The organism is Eubacterium sp. 1001713B170207_170306_E7 (genome assembly GCF_015547515.1).
Taxonomy (GTDB): Bacteria; Bacillota; Clostridia; order Eubacteriales; family Eubacteriaceae; genus Eubacterium.
This window is the reverse complement of record NZ_JADMVE010000004.1, coordinates 236958-258960: the sequence shown is the minus strand read 5'-3', so window position 1 is coordinate 258960 and position 22003 is coordinate 236958. Positions and strand designations below refer to the sequence as shown.

Below are 22003 nucleotides of genomic sequence, written 5' to 3'. Positions count from 1 at the left end.
ACAGATGAAAAATGCTGTCAGACATAAAAAGCGGTACACGCCGTTTCAGCGTGTACCGCTACATTTTTGTTTTTAGCAAGCTTAAAACCGGGGCTCCGTGCCCGGGCTAATCGTTCTTTGTATCAGATGCTTCCTTCCTGACAAGCAGCATGGTAACCGCGCAGAGCAAGGTCAGGCAGAGAGCCGCTGCGGCGGGTAATCCGTCCTTTACGTTGTTCTTTATAATGCCGGTGTCAACATTTTCGGAGACAGGGGTGGTACCGTTCAGATAACTGGAAACCGTCTTTAAGGCGTTTCCCATTTCCTGGAGGTAAAGGGTTGATTCAGACTTCAGGCTTTCCATGGTGCCGGTTTTAACATTTTCACCCGGGCTTGAAACAATGGGGACTGCAGATTCTTTTTCGGCAGACACTTTTGGGGCCGATGTCGGCACTGCTGCCGCCTGATCACTGCTGTGTTCCACGTCACTCTGCGTAACGACGGGATTTCCGTTTTGATCAAGGGTGACCCGGATGGCGTTGGAATCGCCGGTGATACTGCCATTTTTGGCCTCAAGCTGGAAAACATAGCTGTGACCGGCTTCCAGTCCGGCAAGACTGTACTGGTTGGAGGCCGCTGTCGTCAGCTTTTCTGCCGGCCAGATTTCCCATGTGCCGCTGCTATCCCTTTCCACCCAAAGTGTTGGGGTGCCAAAGCTTTGGATTGGCTGGTGGAAACGGAGGAGCAGGCTGTAGCTCCCGGTGTCTTGACTTACGGGAGCATCGTAATAAATAAATGGCTTTTCGGGATCAATGACAACGAGCTGTTGGCTCTGGCCTTCCAGCAGAGCAGAAGCGCCGGCCGGGGTAAAGCTGCCGGGACAGAGCTCGTAGCCGAGCGAATAAATACCGGCCTTTGTGATATCGGCTGTGTCTGTGTTCCAGCAGACCGGCAGCAATGGAGTGTAACGAACATCGCCGCTGGCCTTGTTTGTGATTTTAAAGCCCATACGGTCAGGTAGACCGTTCAGAGCATTCAGCTCTGTGTAATAATACCCTGTGTTTTTGGGGACAATGTTGGTATCTGCCACGACTGCACTTTCTATCTCCGGGGAGGCCACGCTTGTGTTCAAAAACACCTCAGGGGCGTCGGCGGCAGTGGCTCCGGTTCCTTCGGCAGTAATCTCACTGAAAAAGGCATCCAGAGTGCCGTTTGTATGAATGGCGGTACTGCAGCTGCCAGTGGCCTTAACGACAGTTGTGTCAAGGCTCAGATCGGCTGAGTCCGAAGCGCTGATGCCAGAGGCGTTGGCGCCGGCCGCTTCAATTCTTGAAGCTTCGGCCGACAGGCTGCTGTTTCCGGTGATTTTGACCGCCGCGCTGTTTTCCGCGGCAGCGGACAGGGCAGTGTGGCTGAGCTGAAGGCCCGCGCCGTTTTCGAGCGAGATCAAAGTGTGCTGCCCGTTGATCGTTATATTTTTAAAAGACCAGTCGTTTTGGATATAGAGCGTATTCCCGCCGAGTTCCAGGGTAATGTTGCTGTCGGGCTCAAAGCCTCCGATGCTGCTGTCTGTTCCGAGAATAATATCCTTTGTAACGTGGATTGTGCCTCCGGTTTCGTTAAGCGCACTGACTGCGGAGGTTAGGGTTTCGGCGCTGTCGGCCGTATTTTCAGGTGCCTGGGCCCCTACCGGTACAGCGGTAAAGAGCAGGCACAATAATATCAATAATAAGGTTTTCTGGGTCTTCATAAGCCCTCCTTGTGCATTCGAATATTGTCAAATTGCCAATCGGATCTATTATACCACAAAATTGCCCGGGAGTGAACAACTTATCCATGAAAAGCACCTTGTTTGTTGAGAAATGCACAAAAAAGGCATCCGGAAGGACGCCTTTTTCGTATATTGATATTAGAGAGGCAGATAATGAGCTATTGTTCAACGATAACGGCAATTCCGTTTGGAATAACGGTAAAGCTGGCGTTTTCGCCCTTGATTTCCTTTGCCATTTTGACGGCGGTATCGAGATCCGGCGCGTAGGTCATTTTCATTTCGGTTACAATCTCCTTCATTTCCGGCCGTGTGACATACAGAACCGTGTGTTTGGAGAGAATACGCGCGAGAATCTGGTATTCCCACTGGTCGGGCTGAGTCTGGTCCTGCGGAATGGTCATGATGTTTTCAAAGAGCGCTCTGGCGGATTCGCAGTCCCGCATGGCGTGGTAAAAGCCATCGCCGCCCGTACCGTCCAGGCATTCGGCGCAGAGAATGATAACGCCGTCCTCCCCGGCGGAGGCTTCGGCAGCGGTCATGCTTTTGACACACTGGTACATATTTTGATCCAGGGGTGCTCCGCCGTTGCCTGTGATGACAACATCCGCCGGAACAGCTTTGACGCGGCAGTATTGTTTTAAGAATTCGCACCCTGCCTCATGGGCGATAAAGGGATCGCCCGCAAAGGCCATGACAACGCGTTTGTCCTCGTCAATAATCACATTGACGATATACTGGAGGCCTGCCTGCTCTGCGGCGGACTTCATATCGGTATGAATCGGATTATTCTCCAAAATTCCGGTGCGCGCATAGGGGCTCGCGATGAACTGGCTGCAGTGATTGCCCAGGACTGTCACGCGGTCAGAAACGCCGGGCAGCACGCTCTTACGGCCGCCTGAAAAGCCCGCGAAGAAGTGCGGCTCAATGAAGCCTTCTGAGACAAGCAGGTCCGCTTCTGCGGCAAGCCGGTTGATGATCAGGTCCGCTCCGGAGGGGAGAACACCGATTTTAACATTTTCTTCGGCGTTGGAAGAATCATGCACTACGATTTTTTCCTCATCGACAGTTTTCTGTCCCAGCTTTGAAACCAGCTCTTCCTTTGTTGTGCCGCGGTGAAAGCCTGTGGCGACCAGCAGTGTGATATCAATGTCCGGGTTGCCCTCACGCATCTCTTCAAGCATAAATGGAATAATATGTCTGCTTGGGACAGGCCTTGTATGGTCGCTGATAATGATAACCGCTGTTTTTTTATCCTTTGCCAGCGCCTTCAGGGAAGCGCTGCCCAAATGCTTTGCCATTGCGGCCTTAACAATCGCGTCCTCAGTTTGATCGCTCTGCAGGTCGCTGATATTGGAATTTAGTACGCCGGCGACCTGCTGGTCGGGGAGCTCCAGGGTTAACTCTGTATTGCCATAGGGAATTTTTGAAATCATAGTGATCCTCCAGTTTAAATGATTTAGCATGATGTAAGTATAAATTCGGTCAAAATTATTGGTAAGTGGTCTTACCAGTTATGAGCTTATTGTAGTACGCTTTCCAGAAAAAGTCAAGGATAAAAAAACCGTTTTCAAAAAGAATTTAAAAAAACACTGCGCATCATGGTGCGATCGTATGATCTTGAAAAGAAAAAAGCTCCGCGGCTGCGGAGCTTTCTGAGCATTTTTATTGAAGTTCGGCATCATAGAAATGGTAACGGTAGATGCTGGTAACCTCGAAGTTTTTAACATTGTCGCCTAACAGGTAAAACATGGTGTCATTGTACAGTGGAATTGCGCCATAGTCCTTATGTGTCAGAATTTCGTCAGCTTTTTCATACAGTTCCTGGCGTTTGCTTTCGTCCTTTGTCTGACGTGCCTGGTTGATGAGGTCGTTGAATTCTGCATTGTTGTACTTGTTGGATACCTGCTGGGTGGTGGTGGCAGACATACGCTGGTAAATCATGCCGTCCGGGTCAACATAGTCGGTATACCAGTTGCTGACTGTCAGGTTCAGGGAGCCGCTCTTGTTCATGTCGTTGTAGCCAGCATGGTCAACCTGAGACAGCTCGATGTTGATCCCGGCCTCCTTGGCCTGATCCTGAATGGCAGTGGCTACCTTGATCAGTGTCTGATAATTGGTTGAGCCAACAACAGGAATGGTGATGCCGTCCGGATAACCGGCTTCTGCCAGTAATTGTTTTGCTTTTTCCGGATTATGTTCATATTCTGGAAGGGAATCGTTGTATCCGAGCAGTCCCTTAGGAATAAAGCTCTTGGCCGGGGTAGCGGCGCCGGATAACAGTTCGTTGCACAGGGCTTCACGGTCTACCGCGTAGGACAGTGCTTCCTTCACTTTCGGGTCGGTAAGCATTTCGTTGTTCGGGCTTAAGTAGACAAGGCCGATCGGGTTGAAGCTGTGCATTTTGTCTTTGACAGCGTCGTTGCTTGTGACGGTTTCGTATTGTCCGGTATCCAGCATGACGAAATCGCAGTTGCCTTTCTGGAATTCCATAACCTGAGTGTTCAGGTCGTTTACGAACTTAAAGCTGATACCATCGAGCTTTGTTTTATCGCCGTGATATTCGTCGAAGCGTGCCATTTCAATGCCCTGGCCTGCTGTGTAGGAGGTCATCTTGAATGGGCCGGTTCCGTAGAGCACCGTACGTCCCCAGTCTCCGCCGGCTTCTTCGCAGGCTTTTTCCGGGAAGATAACAGCGTACGGAGCAGATAAGGCTGCTTCAAAAGGTGCGTAGGGCTGCTGAAGAACGATGTCGAAATGGGTGTCGTCCTTGATTTTAAAGCCTTCCAGTGAGTCGGCGGTGCCGTCTTCAAGGGCTTTAAAGCCAACAACCTGATCGAACAGTGAGCCCATGAGGCCCTGTGTAATCAGGCGTTCATAGGAATACTTGACATCAGAAGCTTTCAGAGTTTCGCCGTTGTGGAATTTAACGCCGTCTTTGAGCTCAAAGCTGTAAGTCAGGCCATCGTCGGAAACGGTCGGCATCTGCTTGAGCAGCTGTGGGTCCAGTGTCGTATCGTTGTTCAGGCCGATCAGTGTCTCACAGGCCTGGTCGGATACCATGATCAGGTAAGCCTGAGTACCCATGTTGGTGTCGATCGGAACATTGGGGTCCTGCATGACAACACGCAGGGTATTGCCGCTATCGCTGCTGCTTGAAGCACCTTTGTCGCCGCATCCCGCTACGGTAAAGACAAGCGCTAAAACCAACAGTAAGGCAGCCAGTTTTTTCATACTTTTCATATTCTCTCTCCTCTATAAAATATTGAAAACTGTTTACAGAAGGTGAAAATGCTCAATTCACGCCCTGTATGATAACGATTTTACCATAAAATCTGCTCTTTGTCGAGGGATTGAATCAGGGGATGCGTTTGTATATTTCATTCATTGAGCGCATCCAGGAGGTATCAATGGTATCCAGAGCATCGTGGGTAATGCGGAAACTCCAGTTGCCGTCGGCGCAGCCCGGGCAGTTCATTTTCGTGTCCCCGCCAAAACCACAGAGGTCCTGAATCGGCAGAACCGCGAGGCTGGCGCAGCTTTGCCACAGGCAGCGGATAAAGTGGCGGCAGGACGGGCTTTGAGGACCGCCTTCCTGCCATTCGCTGCCGCTGCAGGCGTAATTGACGTATTTTAAAGCATAGTCGCGTTTATAAGGGGGGAGCTCCCACAGGAAGCCGAGCAGGGTGTTATTGTCGTGGGTACCGGTATAGGCAATGCTGTTTTCCACATAATTATGCGGCAAATGATGGTTATTACCGTCTTCAATAAAGCCAAACTGCAATATACGCATACCGGGAAAACCGGTTTTCTCAAGAAGATTCATGACGCCCTCGTCCATGACGCCGAGGTCTTCGGCAATGATGCGCGGCTCCTTAAAATCGAAGGCATTAAAAACCGCGTTGAAGAAATCCATGCCCGGACCGTCAAGCCACCTGCCGTTACGCGCGGTTTTGGCGGTGCCTGCGACCGCCCAATAGGCAGAGAAAGCTCTGAAATGGTCGATCCTGACAGCGTCGTAGATTTCGAGGGAGCGGCCGATGCGGTCGATCCACCATTTGTAAGCAGAGGTCTTCATGGCCGGCCAGTTATAGAGGGGATTGCCCCACAGCTGGCCGTCGCAGCAGAAATAATCGGGCGGGACTCCGGCAACATGGTTTGGGCGGCCCTCGGAATCGAGATCAAAGAGATCCCGGTGTGCCCAGACATCTGAGCTTTCCAGAGAGACGTAGATGGGCATATCGCCGATGATCTGGATGCCGTGGTCGTTGGCGCAGCACTTTACAGCATTCCACTGTTTCGTGAATTCGTACTGCAGGAACTCATGAAACAGGATTTCTTCAGCGTAAGCTTCCCGGGCTTCGTTCAGAGCCTCGGTGTGGTGGTCCCGGAGCCCCACATCCTCCCATTGGTACCAGTCCTGCCCGTCAAACCGTTCTTTCAGAGTCATATAGAGCGCGTAATCGGGAAGCCAGTGGCGTTCCTCATCCTCGAAAGCCCTGATGTCAGCTCTTATCTGATCATCAATGCGGCTGTAAGCCTTCCGAAAAAGACCGGGACGGGTTTCATCAAGCCATTCGTAGGCAGCGCTGTAGGGCTGGCTGTATTCGCTGGCATTCAGCTCGTCCTGGGTCAGCAGCCCCTGTTCCGCCAGGATTTCGGGATCGATAAAAAAGGGATTGCCCGCAAAGGCAGAGGGGCTTTTATAGGGCGAATGGCATTTGTCTACCGGGCCAAGAGGAAGGGTCTGCCAGTAGGTAAAGCCCATTTTATTTAAAAGATTGATGAAAGAGCAGGCCTCTTTGCCAAAGGTCCCGATACCGTACTTACCGGGAAGGGACGAAATATGCATTAAAATACCGCTTGATCGTTTAAAGGTCATGATAAATCCTCTCATTTTAAATAATATAAGTATTTGAGACTTTAATAGTTTATCATACCAGTCAATACTTGTAAATGTTTGCACGATGATTTTTTGGATGGGCAAAAGAAATCATAAAACCATTATTTTTACATAAATAAAAATGATTTAAAAAGTGAAATTAAATACTTAAATGCCTTGACAATGGCTTAATATCATTATATACTGTATGTATAGACAGGGTTGTTTTGTTATAAAGATATAATTATTTTTAATTATGTAAAAATAATTTGCTTACTTAATAAAATGTACCATACTGATTATTTTGAAATTCAAGTAAAAAATGGAGGCTTAAAATGAAATTTTTCCTGGATACTGCTAATGTAGAAGATATTAAAAATGCAAATGATATGGGTGTTATCTGCGGTGTTACAACCAATCCTTCCCTGATTGCCAAAGAAGGCCGTGATTTCAATGAAGTTATCGCAGAAATTGCTTCAATTGTGGACGGACCCATCAGCGGCGAGGTTAAGGCAACCACCACAGACGCTGAGACAATGATCGCTGAAGGCCGGGAAATTGCTAAAATTCATAAAAATATGGTTGTCAAAATTCCGATGACAGCAGAAGGCCTGAAGGCTACTAAGGCATTGTCCGCCGAAGGAATCAAGGTTAATGTCACATTGATCTTTACCGCCGCGCAGGCATTGCTGGCAGCGAGAGCCGGCGCCGCTTATGTTTCCCCCTTCCTGGGCCGTCTGGATGACATCTCCACACCGGGCGTGGATCTGATTGAAACCATCGCGGAAATTTTTGATATTCAGGGAATTGACGCGGAAATCATCTCTGCCAGCGTCCGCAACCCAATCCATGTGATCGACTGTGCGAGAGCCGGCGCGGATATTGCGACCGTGCCCTTTAGCGTTATCATGCAGATGACCAAGCATCCTTTAACGGATCAGGGAATTGAAAAATTCCAGGCAGACTATCGAGCTGCTTTCGGAGAATAAATTACGACCCCATTTTAAATTTTAATATTAACCTCATATTAAGAAAAACCCGGCTGAGCATTCAGCCGGGTTTTTCTTAATATACGTTATTTCCGGTTATTCGCTGGAGCCGGAGGTGCCGGATTCCAGAATCGAAACAATGGAGTAAAGCGTAAAGCAGACGGCGCCGAGGCCGATCATGACGCGGGCCGGAACAAAGAAGGCCGAGTTGAAGAGCTCTGCCTCAAAGAGGAAGGCCGCAGTAAAGAGACAGAAGAGCGTGGTGATGATCGGGATCAGCGGAATACGCTTGGCCAGCGAGAAGGTCTGACGCCAGACAGAGGCGAGGAGAATGACCTTGCTGGAGATGCTGTAGCAGATAAACCCAAGACCGATCAGAACCCAGCCCGGAGCGATCCATGCCGGCGTTTTTTGAACCAGCAGAATGCCAATGCCCAGAATAACGTTGATGGAGCCCAGAATTAAAACAAAAATTGTCCATTTCCAACGCTCTTTGTCGGTGAAGGTATTCTGTATCTGACGGACTACCGAAGCGACCAGCGCGATCAGGCTGGCGCAGACAAGGGAGGTGCCAAAGAGAACATGGCCGGCGACAAAGTATTCAGAGTTCAAACCAGCCGAAATCAGCACGATGCTGCGGATCAGTCCTACGAGGGCGCAGAATGCCGGAATGGCAATGAGGATTTTCGCTGCGTTTTCACTGAAAGCGCCCTGAGGCTTGTCGCCGGGCTGCAGCTTGTTTGAGTTGGCCGGGATAAAAAGAAAACGGGTAGAGGAGGTGGCCACAGTGGTGACGCAGCACGCGATCAGGCCAACGCCGAAGATAATGTTGCCAGAAACAAAGTAAGCAGTGTTAATGGTATGAAGATTCCAGTAATAGATTCCCATGCCGACCGTAAACAGGCTGACAGTATAACCGAGAATGGGTAAAAACCATTTAAAAAAGTTATTGTACCGGTTGATGAGCTGGCGGATAATAGTAGCGGCTGTGCAGTACAGCGCGATACAGATGGCAGTCAGTGAGATCAGCACATGGCCGGCCACCAGATAGCTGGAACCCAGAGCGGTTCCGAGGGTAGTGACATAGATGCCGTAGCTAAAACAGATTGCCCCCATTAAAAGGGGAATGAGCCTGAAAAAGATACTCATAAAATAATTCATAATAAAAACCTCCAAAGGATAAAGTTGAATGCCGGTAACTTATATACCCTTTAGAGGAGCTGAGTATCTTTTTTTATCAAAAACCTTAAGGTGCTAGCAGCGGTCAAAAAAACGGATGAGATCATCGACGAAATAGGCGATAAAAACAGGGTGGTAGGCCTCGATTTCCTGAGCGTTTTTAAAGCCAAAGCCGTACTCAACGCCGATAAAATCCACCTCGCTCTGGGCGGCGCCGATGGCGTCATAGGCGCTGTCGCCGATGAGAACCGCGTTTTCTGGCTGGATTTGGAGATCTTCGAGTACCAGGTTGATGATATCAGACTTGGTCAGGGACTCTGCCATGTCAATGCCTCTGACGGAATCAAAGCAGTTTAGCATCCCGGCGGCCGCCAGCGTCGCCTCTGTAATATCCTGGCGCTTGAGGGTGGCAACGCCCAGCTTATGACCGGACTCCTTCAGCATTGCGAGCAGGTCAGCCATGCCGTCGTAGGGCCGCGCTTCCCTTACGCCCTGTTCGCTCTGGTATTTACGGTGGTGGACAACAGCCTTCTTGGCGGTGTCATCGTCGATGTCATAGTGCTTTTTATAGGAGAAGAGGGTCGGCGGGCCGACATACTCGGGAAGGACCGCGTCATCGACCGGTGTAAAATGCATGATCTTCTCAGTGGCGCGGACAGCGTTGTAAATACCTTGGGAGGTATCGAGCAGCGTGCCGTCCAAATCGAAAATAATCGCAGCGTAATCTTTCATAAATGAACTCCTTATCTTATGGGATGCTTAATTATACCATAGTAAAAAGAAAGGGCGCAATGACAATAAAAGACCGTTACACCTGAGTGCAGCGGCCTGTGACGTTTTCAGATTTTAAAAATTAACCCTGCCGGGTATTGTTTAAATGGTTTGTATGTTATAATTGTTAAAGTCTACGGAATCATAGCTCTGTCTTAAAAGGGCCTTGGCTTCCCGGATGATTTCTTTTTCAGAGAGCGGCAGGCGGATATCCCGGATTTCAATGATATCAAGCGGATCATCCTTGACTGTCTTGGTTAAGGTGTAGCCGCCGTATATTTTAGGAATGATCTTAACTTCGAAGCTGCCGTTTGACAAAATGGTGTTCTGACCATCGATTATAACTGTTTCAAACATAGGAACACATCCTTTCGTGTATAAGTAACTGCATTATTTATAGATAGATTATACCAAATGGTATGAAAAATAAAAGTATTTCTTGGCAAAAAGTAGAAAAATCTTAAAAAAATTCAGGAATAGACATGTACGATCGCAATAAACTAAAAGACATCCCGCAAAATCCCGGTGTTTACCTGATGAAGAACGCCGCGGGTGATATTATATATGTCGGAAAGGCCATCAATCTGAGGAACCGCCTCCGGCAGTATTTCCAAAATTCCAAAAACCTGACGCCCAAAACCGTCACGCTGGTATCCCATATCTGTGATATTGAGACCATTGTGGTGGACAGCGAGCTGGAAGCCCTGATTCTGGAGTGCAACCTGATCAAGGAGCACCGGCCCAAATACAATATCCTGTTAAAGGATGATAAAAGCTATCCCTACGTCAAGGTTACGCTGGAGGATGAGTACCCCAAGGTCATTATGACCAGGGAGCACAAAAAGGACGGCGGCAAATATTTCGGCCCCTTTACCAGCAGCTTTGCGGTAAAGAAAACCATTGAGGCCATCGGGAAGCTGTACCCCCTGCGGCGCTGCAACCGAAAGGTGGCCTTTGGGGAAAAGAGCGGACGGCCCTGCCTCAACTATTATATCGGCCAATGCTGCGCCCCCTGTCAGGGCAATGTGCCAAAGGAAGAATACATGGCCTATATCAGCGATATCCTCTCCATTCTCAACGGAAAGGATAAGGAGCTGGTCTCGACCCTTGAGGAAAAAATGAACGAGGCCTCCCAGAATATGGATTACGAGCTGGCCGCGAAGCTGAGAGATCAGATTTACGGTATTCAGCATATTGTGGAAAAACAGAAAATTATCGTCAGCAACCAGCAGGATCAGGATATTATCGCTTTTGCGAAGGACGATGATCTGGCCTGTGTCCAGGTCTTTAACGTCCGCGACGGTAAAATGCTGGGCAGGGATCACACCTTTCTCGAGGGTGTGGAGGAATCCACTCCGGAGGATATTATGACAACCTTTGTCAAGCAGTACTACTCCTCAAAGCCCTTTATTCCCAGGGAAATTATTCTGGGCGCGCCTCTGCTTAAGGATGAGGAGGACACCATTGCCCAGTGGCTGGCCGAGCTGCGCGGCGCAAAGGTAATCCTGACCAAGCCCCAAAAGGGACAGAAGTCAAAAATGACGCGGATGGTAGAAGAAAATGCGGAGCTCACCCTCAAGCAGTATGAGCTTGAAAAACGCCAGAAGGAAGAAAAGAAAAAGAGCCGGCTGGACGCTTTCAAGGATCTGCTCAGAATGGACCATACACCCGAAAAAATCGAGGCCTATGATATTTCAAATATCAGCGGCACCGACAATGTGGGCGGTATGGTGGTATTCCAGGGGGGCAGGCCCGACAAAAAAGCCTACCGGCGGTTTAAAATAAAATCAGTGGACGGACAGAATGACTACGCTAGTATGCAGGAAATGATTTTCCGGCGCATTGAGCGGGGGATCAAGGAGCAGAAGGAGGGGAAAGACCCTAAGAAAAGCAGCTTTCTGCCCTTCCCGGATGTGTTCTGTATCGACGGCGGAAAGACCCATGTCGACGCGGTCCGGAGCATTTTACAGATGTACCCGGACGTTCATATCGAGGTCTGCGGCATGGTAAAGGACGACCACCACAGAATTCGGGGAATCATCTACAAGGATGAGGAATATCCGCTGAAGAAATCCACACCGCTGTGCACCTTTCTGAGCGATATATCGGAGGAGGTTCACCGCTACGCTCTGGGGTATCACCAGACACTGCGTAAAAAGGGAATGCTGGAATCCCGGCTGGAGGAAATTCCGGGTATTGGAAAGAAGCGCCGGGAGCTGCTGATGCGGCATTACGGCAGCCTTAATAATTTGAAGAAAACAACATTGGAGGAGCTTAAAACACTGCCGGGGATGAGCGATAAAACAGCCCAGGCGGTTTTTGACTATTTCAATGATGAAAAGCATAAAACAAAATCTGAAGAAAAGAGAGAGAATAAATGAACGAAGAATCTTTAGGATGTATGAATCTTGGGGAATTTTGTAAGGATCTGAATCTTGAGGAAATTTACAGCCCGGTCGACGAGTTTGACCTTTACGACAGCGGGCTGAACCGGCCAGGGCTTCAGCTTCACGGCTACTATGAATATTTTGACGCCAAGCGTATCCAGATTATCGGGAAGGTTGAGACCTCCTACCTGCTGAGCCTTGACCCCAAGTTGCGGGAAAAACGCATCGACGACTTTTTTTCCTATGATTTTCCATGTGTGATTATCTGCTGGGATCTGCCGGAGGCCGAGATTTTTGAGGCGGCCGCTAAAAAGCACGGGCGTATTCTGCTCAGAAGCAAGGAAAAAACCTCTATTTTCTTTTACCATTTAATTGACTATATTGACCGCAAAACTGCGCCGATGATCAGTATGCACGGTGTTCTGGTGGAGGTCCACGGTGTGGGCGTTCTGATCACAGGGCCCAGCGGTATCGGCAAAAGCGAGACAGCCCTTGAGCTTGTGAAGCGGGGCAGCACCCTGATCGCCGACGACGTGGTGGAGGTCAGCAACCATCAGGACCGTGTGCTGAGCGGCACAGCGCCTGAAATGCTGCGGTATTATATGGAGGTTCGGGGCATTGGCATTATTGATGTGAGAACCCTGTACGGCGCAAAGGCGGTTAAGCAGGCGGTAGAGGTGGACATGGTCATCAGGCTTGAAAACTGGGACGAAACCTCTCCCTACGACCGCCTTGGCCTGGATGAAGAAACCCAGGATATCCTCGGGATCGAGGTGCCGCTGGTAACCATCCCGGTTTCGGGAGGCCGAAACCTGGCCGTAATCATTGAAACCGCTGCGATCAACAACCGTATGAAGGCTCTGGGATTCCGTTCGGCCCAGATTTTCTGCGACAAGGTCGCGAAGCACAATGAAGAGGTTGCGGAAGCGCGTAAAAAACAGGAAGAAAAAGAAAAGCAGAAAGCGCTTAAGGAGGAACAGAAGTGAGAAAATACGTACTCGACGGACATACACATACACTGGCCTGCGGCCATGCCTACTGCACATTGATGGAACTGGTTGAAGCAGCGTCGAGAAGAGGGCTTGAAATGTTCTGCCTGACAGAGCACGGGCCAGAGATTCCCGGATCCCCCGGCGAAATGTTTTTTGCCAACTACCGGGTCATTCCGCCGGTGATCAATAACGTGAAGGTGCTGAAGGGAATGGAATCCAATATTATGGACAAGGACGGCACCATTGATGTGTCTGAGCGAATTGCGGGGCGTCTCGAGATTGTCTCCGCATCTCTGCATGAGCCCTGTATCGCGCCGGGCTCAAAGGCAGACAACACCTCGGCGGTTCTCGGCGCCATTAACAATCCGCTGGTGGATTTTATCTGCCATCTTGGCAATCCGAGCTATGAGCTTGACTATGAGGCGATTCTGCAGGAGGCGAAGCGGAAGGATACCCTCATTGAGATCAATAACGGCTCATTTTTTATCCGGCACGGTTCCAAGCCAAACTGTGTGGCCATCGCCAAGCGCTGCAAGGAGCTGGATATTCCGGTTATCCTGGGAACCGACACCCATTTCTGTACCGACATTGGTTATTTTCCCTATGCAGACAAGGCGTTGGACGAGGCGGATTTCCCGGACGAGCTGATCATTAATCTGGATACGAAGCGCCTGACCGATTACCTCGAGGCCAAGGGGCGCAGGCTTTTTGCTGATCCCAGAAAAGATGCAGAAGATTTATTTTAACAAAACACTGTTTTTATGTTACAATAATAAATTGAGAATATAAAGAGAATCTGCCGCTGCCCGCAAAACGGATACCTTGTATCATAAAACTGCGGGCAGCGTTGACAGTTGCAGTGGTAAATTAAAATAATGCAGAGAGGAAAGCAATGAGTATAAAAATATTAACCGATTCGGCCTGCGACATGCCGGTGGAAACGCTGGAGAAATATGATGTTGAGCTGATGCCCTTATACGTCGTTGAGGGTGAAAAAACCTACCTGGACGGGATCGAGATCACGCCCGAGGTGCTCTACGGCAAAATGCGCCGCGGCGTCCATTACAAGACCTCGCAGATTCCCTATGCGGATTTTGTGAAACGGTTCACCGAGCTGGCGGAGGCGTCCGAGCCCTTTATCTACCTCAGCTTTTCAAGCGGCCTGTCCGGTACCTACCAGGCGGCGATGCTGGCAAAGCGGGATGTGCTGGAAAAGTATCCGGACGCGGATATCGAGGTGCTTGACACCAAGGCGGTAACGGGAGGCCTCGGCCTGATTGTGCGTGAGGTAGCCGAAGCGGCACAGAACGGGGCCAGTATGGAAGAGCTGGTAAAGCTGAGCCGCTATTATGCGGCGCATATCCGTCATGTTTTCACAGTGACCGATCTGGAGTACCTGTACCGCGGCGGACGCCTGAACAAGGGAACCGCCATTGTCGGAAACATGCTCAAGATCAGCCCCCTGCTGGACGTTGACGAAAATGGTGAGCTGCGACAGCTTGACAAGGCGCGGGGCGAGAAAAAGCTTCTGAAAAAAATGGTGGAATACATCGGAGAAAAGGGCGACAAGCTGGACGAACAGACCATCTACATCACCCACGCGGATAATATGCCTCTGGTTGAAAGCTTTGTGAAGCTTGCCAGCAGGCAGTTCAAGACCGACAATTTTAAAATTATGCCGCTGGCGCCCATTATCGGTACCCACTCGGGCCCGGGAACACTGGCCGTATTTTTCTTCGATGAAGTGAAATAAGCGTAATAGAGGAGAAACAGAAAAATAGCATGTTAGAAAAGTTAGATTTTTTATCAAGTAAATATCAGGAGCTCAATGAAAAAATAGCAGACCCTGATATTATCGCCGATCAGGCACAGTGGCAGAAGCTCATGAAGGAGCATGCCCATATCGAACCGATTATCAACCGTTATAATGAATATAAAAAAGCCCTTGAGGGCATTGAGGAAAGCAAGGAAATGCTGTCCGACAAAAGCATTGACAAGGACTTTGAAGAAATGTGCAAGGCTGAGCTGGACGAGCTGACCGAAAAGAAGGCCGCCCTCGAGGACGAGCTGAAGGTTCTGCTGCTGCCAAAGGACCCCAACGATGACAAAAACGTTATTGTTGAGATCCGCGCAGGCGCGGGCGGAAGCGAAGCCGCCCTGTTTGCCGGAGACCTTTTCAGAATGTTTACCCGCTACGCGGAACGCCAGGGCTGGAAATCAGAGATTATGAACTCCAATATCCCGGATATCGGCGGGATTAAGGAAATCACCTTTTCCATCGAAGGCCGCGGGGCTTACAGCCGTCTGAAATACGAAAGCGGGGTTCACCGCGTCCAGCGTATTCCGAGTACGGAGTCCGGCGGGCGTATCCATACCTCCACCGCCACAGTCGCTGTGCTGCCGGAAGCTGAGGATGTCGAGATCGACATCAATCCCAATGACCTGAGAATCGACGTTTACCGTTCCTCCGGAAACGGCGGACAGTGTGTAAACACCACCGACTCCGCGGTTCGTATTACCCACGAGCCCACAGGGATGGTCGTTACCTGTCAGGATGAAAAATCCCAGCTGAAAAATAAAGAAAAGGCCATGAAGGTTCTGAAGGCCCGCCTTTTTGAAATTGAGATGCAGAAGCAGCAGAGCGAAATTGCCGAAAACCGTAAAAGCCAGGTGGGCACCGGTGACCGAAGTGAGCGTATCCGTACCTATAACTTCCCGCAGGGCCGTGTGACCGACCACCGTATCGGTATGACGGTTTACCAGCTGGAGGTTTTTCTCGATGGTGAAATTGACGAGATGGTCGATGCCCTGATTACCAGTGACCAGGCAGAAAAGCTGAAGCAGCAGGGTGAATAAAGGCAGCGGAACAGAGGCGCTGCGGTAAATGGCTCCGTCTCTCAGATTTTGGCATTTAAAGGCATCTCTTATGTGATGCCTTTTTTAATTACAGGAGGAAAAATGAACACAGTAACAGACCGGTTTTTAAAATATGTCCAGGTGGATACAGAGTCCGTGCCGGACGCGGACAGCTTTCCAAGCAGCGAAAAACAGAAGAATCTGGCAGCGGTGCTGGTGGAGGAGCTGAAGGAAATGGGCGTAGAGGACGCGCGCATGGACCGCTATGGCTATGTTTACGCAGCCATTCCAGCTACAACGGACCAGGAGCTGCCCGCCATCGGGCTGATCGCACATATGGACACCTCCAGCGCAGTGAGCGGGAAAAATGTCAGGCCCAGAATTGTCGAGAATTATGACGGAGGCGATATTTTACTGAATGAAGCGCAAAATATCGTCCTTAAGACAGAGGATTATCCGGAAATCCTGAGCTACAAGGGCCAGGATATTATCGTGACAGACGGCACCACCCTTCTGGGCGCAGACGATAAGGCGGGGGTGGCTGAGATCATGACGCTCTGCGACTACCTCGTGCACCACACAGTGCCCCACGGGGCCATAAAAATTGCCTTTACGCCGGACGAGGAGGTCGGCCGGGGCGTTGATTACTTTGATGTGGAGGGCTTTGGCGCAGACTTTGCGTACACCGTGGACGGCGGCGAGCTGGGTGAGCTGGAATATGAGAACTTTAACGCGGCCAGTTTGCGGTTGACAGTTAACGGGGTCAGCACCCATCCCGGAAGCGCTAAAAACAAAATGAAAAACGCACTGCTCATGGGAATGGAATTTCAGAAAATGCTGCCAGCCTGTGAGACACCTGAGCACACAGAGGGCTATGAGGGTTTTTATCACCTGGACCAGTTTGAGGGAAGTGTGGAAAAGGCTGAGATGACCTATATTATCCGTGACCACGACCGGCAAAAATTTGAGAAGCGCAAGGAACGGGCTGTGAAAATCTGTGATTATCTCAATGAACTGTATGGCGTGGGAAGCTTTGAGTACCTTCTTTCCGACTCCTATTATAACATGAAGGAAAAAATTGAACCCCATATCCATTTGGTTCATAATGTTGAGAAAGCCATGGAGGATGTGGGTATAAAACCTAAAGTGACGGCCATCAGAGGCGGCACCGACGGCGCGCGTCTCTCCTATATGGGACTGCCGTGCCCGAATATCTGCACAGGCGGACACAATTTTCACGGGCGTTTTGAGTACATTCCGGTACAGTCCATGGAAAAAGTGGTCGCACTTTTGAAACGTCTGGTGGAAATTTACAGTTAGGAAACCCAAAATAAAATTGCGAAAAGGAGCGGTGGCGATGTTAGAAAATGATCGTATATGGATTACCGGAGCAGAGGGGCAGCTGGGCCATACCCTTTACAGAACCCTTGAGGATGAGGCCAGAGATATTCTGACAACGGACAGGGATGTGGATATTACAGACCTGGACGCAGTGATGCAGTACGCAGACATAAACCGTCCGGATGTGGTCATTAACTGCGCAGCGATGACCGATGTCAGAGCCTGTGAGGATGAGCCGGTTCAGGCGTACAAGGCCAACGCCCTTGGCGCGCGGAACCTGAGCATTGCGTCGCGGAAAATCGGGGCAAAGATTATACAGATATCCACTGACGATGTCTTTGGAGGGATGGGCCAGCGCACCTATACGGAGTTCGACACACCAAAGCCGGTAACGGTATATGGCAAGTCCAAGCTGGCGGGCGAAAGCTTTGTGCGGGAGCTGAACCCCCGCCATCTGGTGATCAGGAGCTCGTGGATCTATGGACGAACCGGCAATAATTTTGTGTTCTGGGTTCTGGAGATGGCCAGAAAGGGTGAGCCCTTCCAGGTTCCGAACGATCAGGTAAGCTCGCCGACGAGTGCGGCAGAGCTGGCAAAATTTATTGTCCGCCTGCTTTCATCAAGGGAGTACGGCGTCTTCCACGCTGCCTGCGAGGGCGTGTGCAGCCGGTTTTATTTTGCCAAGGAAATCCTGCGCCTGGCGGGTATGGAGGATGTGCCGATCGACGCAACCGTCTCAAAAATGACCAGCCAGTTTTTTCCATATCCCAGCTATACTGTGCTGGAAAATATGATGATGTACATGACGGAAGTATACCAGATGCCGCGGTGGGAAGACGCCATCCGCGATTTTATGGAAACGCTGAAGCGGGACACCCTATGACAGGAGGACGTGTATGAAGAAAAATAAAGGAAAAAAGCCTGGCCTGACAACCTGGATTTTTATCGCGCTGCTGGCAGGAGCCGTTACAGGAATACTGCTCCACTATCTGGTTCCCGGCGGTTATATTAAGGATACGGTTGTTATCAACGGTATTTTTTACGTGCTTGGAAACGGCTTTCTCCGCCTTATGCAGATGCTTGTCGTTCCGCTGGTGTTCTGCTCGCTGATCTGCGGCAGCTCCGCCATTGGAGATACCCAGACCCTTGGCAAGGTGGGGGTCAAGACCATTGGCTTTTATATTTTCACCACTGCTGTGGCTGTTACGCTGGCCATTGCCATTGCAAGCCTGATCAACCCCGGCCTGGGGCTGGATATTTCTTCGATTCAGCAGGCAGAAACGGGAGTGGTGGAAAAGACGAGCTTTGCAGACACGCTGCTGAATATTATCCCGAAAAATCCTATTCAGGGTCTGGCCGAAGGAAATATGCTTCAGGTCATTGTCTTTGCGCTGCTGATTGGTATTATTCTGGCTAAGCTTGGGGAAAAGGCAGACCTTGTCTCCAATTTCTTTTCCCAGTTTAACGACGTCATGATGGAAATGACCACAATGGTCATGAAGGTGGCACCAGTTGGTGTTTTCTGCCTGATTGCAAAAACCTTTGCGGGAATCGGCTTTAATGCGTTTCTGCCAATGCTCAAATACATGCTGGCTGTTTTTCTGGCCCTTGGCATCCAGTGCTTTGTGGTTTACCAGGGAATGCTCAAGGGCTTTACCGGTCTCAGCCCCATCACCTTTATTAAAAAGTTTTTGCCCGTTATGGGCTTTGCCTTTTCGACGGCAACGTCCAATGCGACCATTCCGCTGTCCATAGAAACGCTGGAGCGGGAGATGGGCGTGTCGCGCAAAATTTCCTCCTTTACCATTCCCCTTGGGGCGACCATAAACATGGATGGTACGGCCATTATGCAGGGGGTAGCCGTTGTCTTTGCAGCCCAGGCCTTTGGGATTCCGCTGGGGATACCGGATTATGTGACGGTTATTGCGACGGCCACCCTGGCCTCCATCGGCACAGCGGGTGTGCCGGGAGTCGGGCTGGTAACCCTGTCCATGGTCTTTAATTCCATCGGGCTGCCCATTGAGGGCATTGCCCTGATTATGGGGATCGACCGTATTCTGGATATGGCCAGAACAGCGGTGAACATTACGGGCGACGCGGTTTGTACGACGATTGTCGCGTCTCAGGATAAGGCGGTGAACCGGGAAGTCTTTTACCGCAAAAAATAAAAAACAGGATGTGCCGAATCAAGCGGTACATCCTGTTTTTTTACAGCAGCGGCGCAAAAAGGCGGGAGATGGATTCCTTGACCTTAATGATGCGGCTGCGCTTTTCGTAAGCCTGGGTATCATAATAAATACATTTTTCAATATCCCGGTAGAAAATATCGCGCAGTTTGACAGCAATTTCCGGATCATAGATGAAGGCATTGGTTTCAAAATTGAGGCTGAAGCTCCGAATATCAAAATTACAGGAGCCAACAGCGGCAATCTGGTCGTCCACCACCAGAACCTTGGCATGGAGAAAGCCGTTGTCGTAAATGTAAACCCTGGCGCCGTATTTTATGAGCTCGCCCACATAGGAGAGGGTGGCCCAGTAAATAAAGACATGATCCGGCTTGTTGGGGATCATGATCCGTACGTCGATACCGGACAACAGGGCGATCTTCAGGGCCTCCATGATGCTTTCGTCTGTAACGAAATAGGGACTCTGGATTAAAATGTATTTTTCAGCGTTGGTGATCATCCGGATAAAGCCCTGCTTAATGACCTGATTAGGGTCGTCGGGGCCGCTTGAAACAATCTGAATGCCTGAGCCCTCACAGTTTTCCATATAGGGGAAATAGCGGTGGATATTTTCGGAGTTGATGTTGAGCCTGGCCTTGTTGCCGCTGGTGCGCCAGTCGAGGAAAAAGCGCATCTGGAGCTCGTAGGCGGCGTAGCCCTCGATTCTGAGGTGGGTGTCCCGCCAGTAGCCCATTTTTTTCTTGAGTCCCAGGTACTCGTCGCCAACGTTAAAGCCGCCGATAAAACCGGTTTTGCCGTCGATAATGACGATTTTCCGGTGATCGCGGTAGTTCAGGCGGAGGTTGATAAAGCGAAGCCGGGAGGGAAAGAAAATGCCGTACTGGCCGCCAGCGGCCTCAAGCTCCTTTAAAGCGCTCCTGGGAATGTAGCGCCCGCCCATTTCGTCAAAGAGAAGACGGACCTCCACACCCTCCCGGGCCTTTTTGGTGAGCAGCTCCATAAATTTCCGGCCGAGACCGTCATATTTAATGATATAATACTCGATATGAATGGTGGAGCGGGCGTTTTCGATGGCTTCAAACAGGGCGTCAAACTTATCGTGTCCGTCGGTAAAAATGTCGATGCTGTTATTGTCGGTGTAAAGGGCGTGGCTGACATTGAGGTGGTACTCGATGTTGTAATGGTATTTTTTTGCGATGGTTTTGTTTTTTGCGATCCGCTGGCGGTCGACCAGGGCTTTTTTCTGCCGGCGCAGCAGGAGCTGATACTGCTCGTTCTCCGGCGTGTTATAACGGTAGATTTTGCGCTTTGTCAGGTTCTGGGAAAAGAAAAGGTAAAACACAAATCCCAAAACTGGAATAATCCATAAAAACAACAGCCAGGCATAGGTGCTCTGCGGTGTTTTGCGCTCGAGAAAGATAATCGTGAAGCTGAACAGGATATTCACAATAAACACAAAAACCGAGAAAGGGCTGGCGAGGGTAAAAAAAGAAAAAGTCATATGATTCTCCTGATGGCTGTAATGATACTGAAAGTATACCATATACAGCACTTTTTACAAGATGTTAAAAGGCGATAATAAAAGTATTTTTGTCTGGATGCTTTTGGCGGGAAAAGCAGGTGTTAATTTGTTCTTTTTGTAGAACAACACAGCCTTAAGCCCGGCTTTACAGGACAAAATATTACATTGTGTTATGGTTCTCAATATGTTATGATAGGCATGTTAATACCTATATATACAAGTTTAAGATTTTTACTTGTTAAAAAAATAACGATCCATCAGTTCACGCTTTAAAAAGCCTGTGGAACAGGCTGGGTGAAATTGAAATTTCAATTAAGGAGGAGCGTATTATGGCTTTTAATATTGCAGTAGCCGGTAAGGGCGGTGTTGGAAAAACAACCTTTACAGGTATGCTGGTTTCATATTTGGTAGAACAGGGCAAGGGACCGATTCTGGCGGTGGACGCCGACTCAAATGCCAACCTGAACGAAGTTTTGGGTGAAGAGGTCGAAATGACCATCGGACACATTAAGGAAGAGGTCAACCACGCAGAAATGGACGGCAATCAGCTGCCGCCGGGAATGACCAAGGGGGATTTTCTGACACTGCGCCTGAACCAGGCTGTTTCTGAAGGGAACGGCTACGATTTACTGGTCATGGGCCGCAGCCAGGGCGAAGGCTGCTATTGCTTTGTCAACGGCCTTTTAAAAACACAGGTTGGCCGTTTATCCGAAAACTATAACTATGTCATCATGGACAACGAGGCAGGGATGGAGCACATCAGCCGCGGTACCATGGGAAGAATGGATATTTTGCTTTTAGTCAGCGACTGTTCACGCCGCGGGATTCAGGCTGTTGCCAGAATCCGTGATCTGGCTGAGGAGCTGAACCTACGGATTCCAGTGATCAAGCTGATTGTCAACCGTGCGCCAAACGGGGAACTCAACGAAGGCACCGCGGAAGAAATTGAAAAGCAGGGGCTGGATCTTCTGGGCGTTATCCCGATGGACCAGCAGGTGTTTGAATACGACGCATACGGCAAGCCGCTCGTGACCCTTCCAGAGGACTCAGCAGCGCGTAAGGCGGTCCGTGAAATCATTGATAAGCTGGAAATCAAGTAGTTCTGGTTTCTTGATTAAGTGCACTGGCAGAAGCCGCCGAAGAGGAGTGGC

Annotated in this window: 18 protein-coding genes; 10 read left to right on the top strand and 8 right to left on the bottom strand. The window is 49.9% G+C overall.

Going from position 1 to position 22003, the window contains the following annotated elements; translation table 11 throughout:
* Positions 1–106 precede the first annotated feature (106 nt).
* The 4 genes from I2B62_RS11860 to malQ all read right to left on the bottom strand — a co-directional run bounded on the left by I2B62_RS11860 (position 107) and on the right by malQ (position 6629).
* Entirely contained in the window at positions 107–1729 is a 1623-nt protein-coding gene (locus tag I2B62_RS11860) for a hypothetical protein (RefSeq protein WP_195269286.1), read from the bottom strand.
* A 179-nt stretch (positions 1730–1908) separates the two neighbouring features.
* A complete protein-coding gene (gene larA / locus I2B62_RS11855; protein ID WP_195269285.1) occupies positions 1909–3183 on the bottom strand; it encodes a nickel-dependent lactate racemase in 1275 nt (424 codons plus the stop codon).
* A 229-nt stretch (positions 3184–3412) separates the two neighbouring features.
* Positions 3413–4990 (bottom strand): ABC transporter substrate-binding protein, encoded by a 1578-nt coding sequence (locus I2B62_RS11850; RefSeq protein ID WP_195269284.1) that lies wholly within the window; start codon positions 4988–4990, stop codon positions 3413–3415.
* 115 nt (positions 4991–5105) lie between these two features.
* On the bottom strand, positions 5106–6629 hold the full coding sequence (malQ, locus tag I2B62_RS11845; RefSeq protein ID WP_195269283.1) for a 4-alpha-glucanotransferase: 1524 nt from the start codon (positions 6627–6629) through the stop codon (positions 5106–5108).
* A gap of 335 nt (positions 6630–6964) precedes the next feature.
* Here malQ and fsa point away from each other — a divergent pair, with 335 nt between their 5' ends.
* Positions 6965–7618: a fructose-6-phosphate aldolase gene (gene fsa, locus I2B62_RS11840; protein WP_195269282.1), complete on the top strand. Its 654-nt coding sequence runs from the start codon at positions 6965–6967 to the stop codon at positions 7616–7618.
* Positions 7619–7714: 96 nt separating this feature from the next.
* On the opposite strand, the gene I2B62_RS11835 is transcribed toward fsa, so the two are convergent.
* The 3 genes from I2B62_RS11835 to I2B62_RS11825 all read right to left on the bottom strand — a co-directional run bounded on the left by I2B62_RS11835 (position 7715) and on the right by I2B62_RS11825 (position 9925).
* Positions 7715–8779: a DUF2776 domain-containing protein gene (locus I2B62_RS11835; RefSeq protein WP_195269281.1), complete on the bottom strand. Its 1065-nt coding sequence runs from the start codon at positions 8777–8779 to the stop codon at positions 7715–7717.
* A gap of 93 nt (positions 8780–8872) precedes the next feature.
* On the bottom strand, positions 8873–9529 hold the full coding sequence (locus tag I2B62_RS11830) for an HAD hydrolase-like protein (protein WP_195269280.1): 657 nt from the start codon (positions 9527–9529) through the stop codon (positions 8873–8875).
* 141 nt (positions 9530–9670) lie between these two features.
* Positions 9671–9925, bottom strand: coding sequence for a hypothetical protein (locus tag I2B62_RS11825; protein WP_038352903.1), 255 nt, complete (start codon positions 9923–9925; stop codon positions 9671–9673).
* A 125-nt stretch (positions 9926–10050) separates the two neighbouring features.
* Here I2B62_RS11825 and uvrC point away from each other — a divergent pair, with 125 nt between their 5' ends.
* The 8 genes from uvrC (at position 10051) to I2B62_RS11785 (ending at position 19312) form a co-directional block, all read left to right on the top strand.
* Positions 10051–11949 carry an excinuclease ABC subunit UvrC gene (uvrC, locus tag I2B62_RS11820; protein ID WP_195269279.1) on the top strand — a complete coding sequence of 633 codons (1899 nt, stop codon included), beginning with the start codon at positions 10051–10053 and terminating at the stop codon, positions 11947–11949.
* Positions 11946–12941, top strand: coding sequence for an HPr(Ser) kinase/phosphatase (gene hprK, locus I2B62_RS11815; protein ID WP_195269278.1), 996 nt, complete (start codon positions 11946–11948; stop codon positions 12939–12941). The genes uvrC and hprK overlap by 4 nt, the downstream gene beginning before the upstream one ends.
* Positions 12938–13693 (top strand): phosphatase, encoded by a 756-nt coding sequence (locus I2B62_RS11810; protein ID WP_195269277.1) that lies wholly within the window; start codon positions 12938–12940, stop codon positions 13691–13693. Before hprK ends, I2B62_RS11810 begins: the two co-directional genes overlap by 4 nt.
* A gap of 146 nt (positions 13694–13839) precedes the next feature.
* Complete coding sequence (locus I2B62_RS11805) at positions 13840–14700, top strand: DegV family protein (protein WP_195269276.1); 861 nt, start codon at positions 13840–13842, stop codon at positions 14698–14700.
* Between the two features lie 29 nt (positions 14701–14729).
* Positions 14730–15803, top strand: a complete 1074-nt coding sequence (gene prfA, locus I2B62_RS11800; protein ID WP_195269275.1) for a peptide chain release factor 1 — start codon at positions 14730–14732, stop codon at positions 15801–15803.
* Positions 15804–15905: 102 nt separating this feature from the next.
* Complete coding sequence (gene pepT / locus I2B62_RS11795; protein ID WP_195269274.1) at positions 15906–17123, top strand: peptidase T; 1218 nt, start codon at positions 15906–15908, stop codon at positions 17121–17123.
* A 37-nt stretch (positions 17124–17160) separates the two neighbouring features.
* The gene (gene rfbD / locus I2B62_RS11790; RefSeq protein WP_195269273.1) at positions 17161–18027 is read left to right on the top strand and encodes a dTDP-4-dehydrorhamnose reductase; all 867 of its coding nucleotides are present in this window, start codon (positions 17161–17163) and stop codon (positions 18025–18027) included.
* A 13-nt stretch (positions 18028–18040) separates the two neighbouring features.
* Entirely contained in the window at positions 18041–19312 is a 1272-nt protein-coding gene (locus I2B62_RS11785) for a dicarboxylate/amino acid:cation symporter (protein WP_195269272.1), read from the top strand.
* 40 nt (positions 19313–19352) lie between these two features.
* On the opposite strand, the gene cls is transcribed toward I2B62_RS11785, so the two are convergent.
* A complete protein-coding gene (cls, locus tag I2B62_RS11780) occupies positions 19353–20831 on the bottom strand; it encodes a cardiolipin synthase (protein WP_195269271.1) in 1479 nt (492 codons plus the stop codon).
* Between the two features lie 350 nt (positions 20832–21181).
* Between cls and I2B62_RS11775 the strand changes: the two genes are divergently transcribed.
* A complete protein-coding gene (locus I2B62_RS11775; RefSeq protein WP_195269270.1) occupies positions 21182–21952 on the top strand; it encodes an AAA family ATPase in 771 nt (256 codons plus the stop codon).
* Positions 21953–22003: the final 51 nt, after the last annotated feature.

Coding starts and splice junctions, on each gene's coding strand:
- pepT (WP_195269274.1), top strand. CDS start 15,906: ATGAACACAGTAACAGACCGGTTTTTAAAATATGTCCAGGTGGATACA.
- I2B62_RS11775 (WP_195269270.1), top strand. CDS start 21,182: ATGGCTTTTAATATTGCAGTAGCCGGTAAGGGCGGTGTTGGAAAAACA.
- fsa (WP_195269282.1), top strand. CDS start 6,965: ATGAAATTTTTCCTGGATACTGCTAATGTAGAAGATATTAAAAATGCA.
- I2B62_RS11835 (WP_195269281.1), bottom strand. CDS start 8,779: ATGAATTATTTTATGAGTATCTTTTTCAGGCTCATTCCCCTTTTAATG.
- I2B62_RS11825 (WP_038352903.1), bottom strand. CDS start 9,925: ATGTTTGAAACAGTTATAATCGATGGTCAGAACACCATTTTGTCAAAC.
- I2B62_RS11850 (WP_195269284.1), bottom strand. CDS start 4,990: ATGAAAAGTATGAAAAAACTGGCTGCCTTACTGTTGGTTTTAGCGCTT.
- malQ (WP_195269283.1), bottom strand. CDS start 6,629: ATGACCTTTAAACGATCAAGCGGTATTTTAATGCATATTTCGTCCCTT.
- uvrC (WP_195269279.1), top strand. CDS start 10,051: ATGTACGATCGCAATAAACTAAAAGACATCCCGCAAAATCCCGGTGTT.
- I2B62_RS11830 (WP_195269280.1), bottom strand. CDS start 9,529: ATGAAAGATTACGCTGCGATTATTTTCGATTTGGACGGCACGCTGCTC.
- cls (WP_195269271.1), bottom strand. CDS start 20,831: ATGACTTTTTCTTTTTTTACCCTCGCCAGCCCTTTCTCGGTTTTTGTG.
- rfbD (WP_195269273.1), top strand. CDS start 17,161: ATGTTAGAAAATGATCGTATATGGATTACCGGAGCAGAGGGGCAGCTG.
- I2B62_RS11860 (WP_195269286.1), bottom strand. CDS start 1,729: ATGAAGACCCAGAAAACCTTATTATTGATATTATTGTGCCTGCTCTTT.
- larA (WP_195269285.1), bottom strand. CDS start 3,183: ATGATTTCAAAAATTCCCTATGGCAATACAGAGTTAACCCTGGAGCTC.
- hprK (WP_195269278.1), top strand. CDS start 11,946: ATGAACGAAGAATCTTTAGGATGTATGAATCTTGGGGAATTTTGTAAG.
- prfA (WP_195269275.1), top strand. CDS start 14,730: ATGTTAGAAAAGTTAGATTTTTTATCAAGTAAATATCAGGAGCTCAAT.
- I2B62_RS11805 (WP_195269276.1), top strand. CDS start 13,840: ATGAGTATAAAAATATTAACCGATTCGGCCTGCGACATGCCGGTGGAA.
- I2B62_RS11785 (WP_195269272.1), top strand. CDS start 18,041: ATGAAGAAAAATAAAGGAAAAAAGCCTGGCCTGACAACCTGGATTTTT.